At 38.9% G+C, this 805-nt stretch carries 1 pseudogene; it reads left to right on the top strand.

What is annotated here, in order from left to right:
• Positions 1-646 precede the first annotated feature (646 nt).
• A pseudogene (locus ACS8FC_RS16510) lies at positions 647-805 on the top strand (sodium:alanine symporter); the annotation flags it as partial.

The raw sequence follows: 805 nt of genomic DNA, 5'->3' as shown, positions 1-805 counted from the left end.
CTGCAGTCAGTTATGAGCGAAATGATGGCATTAAAACAAAACTTATCCGTCCATACACAAAGAAATTTCTAGTAATTGGTACAAAAATATGGCAAATTGCAGTTACGTAGCCGTACGGTTTGAATACATTTGGTAGTGGACTTATAGTTTGATACGTATTAGAGAGTTGGCAGCTGTGATGAAAAACAGTTACTCACTCTTAGATACTCCACTAATACATTCAATCCGCCATACCAGCAGTGTAGCCAATCGGGACGGCTCATAGCAAATTGAATACCCTCATCATGAGGAGTATTCAATTATATAACCGCCTGTTTTATCCGCGGGTTAACTTATAACTCATCTCATTCGTAACGTGATGATAGGACACCGCAGTAGTTGAGGCTGTAGAACAATCAAACACACAGCTGATATTAATGCTATCAATGATAATCGCTATAAAAATAGTCTGTGTCACTGATGAAGCCAAGCGGATAAATACAGACAACTACAGTCCATTCTTGGTGGCTAAGCACGTATGAGACTTAACTAATATAAATATGAGTCGATGCAGATAATTTAACTGCTTAACTTAAATAAGTAAGTTAACCAGTTAATTTACTCCTAGCATACAGAGCCACCTTGAGACAGTACTAGGAATATACATATGGAAGGTTTAGTTAACTTAGTAAACGGAATTATCTGGAGCCCAGCACTGATCTATCTGTGCTTGGGCGCTGGTCTGTTCTATTCCATCTTGACGCGCTTCGTACAGGTGCGTTTGTTCGGTGAAATGATCAAATTGCTATTCAGTGGTAAGTCTAGT

The sequence above is a fragment of the Psychrobacter sp. 1Y4 genome (assembly GCF_051847555.1).
The sequence above is the reverse complement of the archived record's forward strand: the minus strand, read 5'-3'. Positions and strand labels throughout refer to the sequence as shown.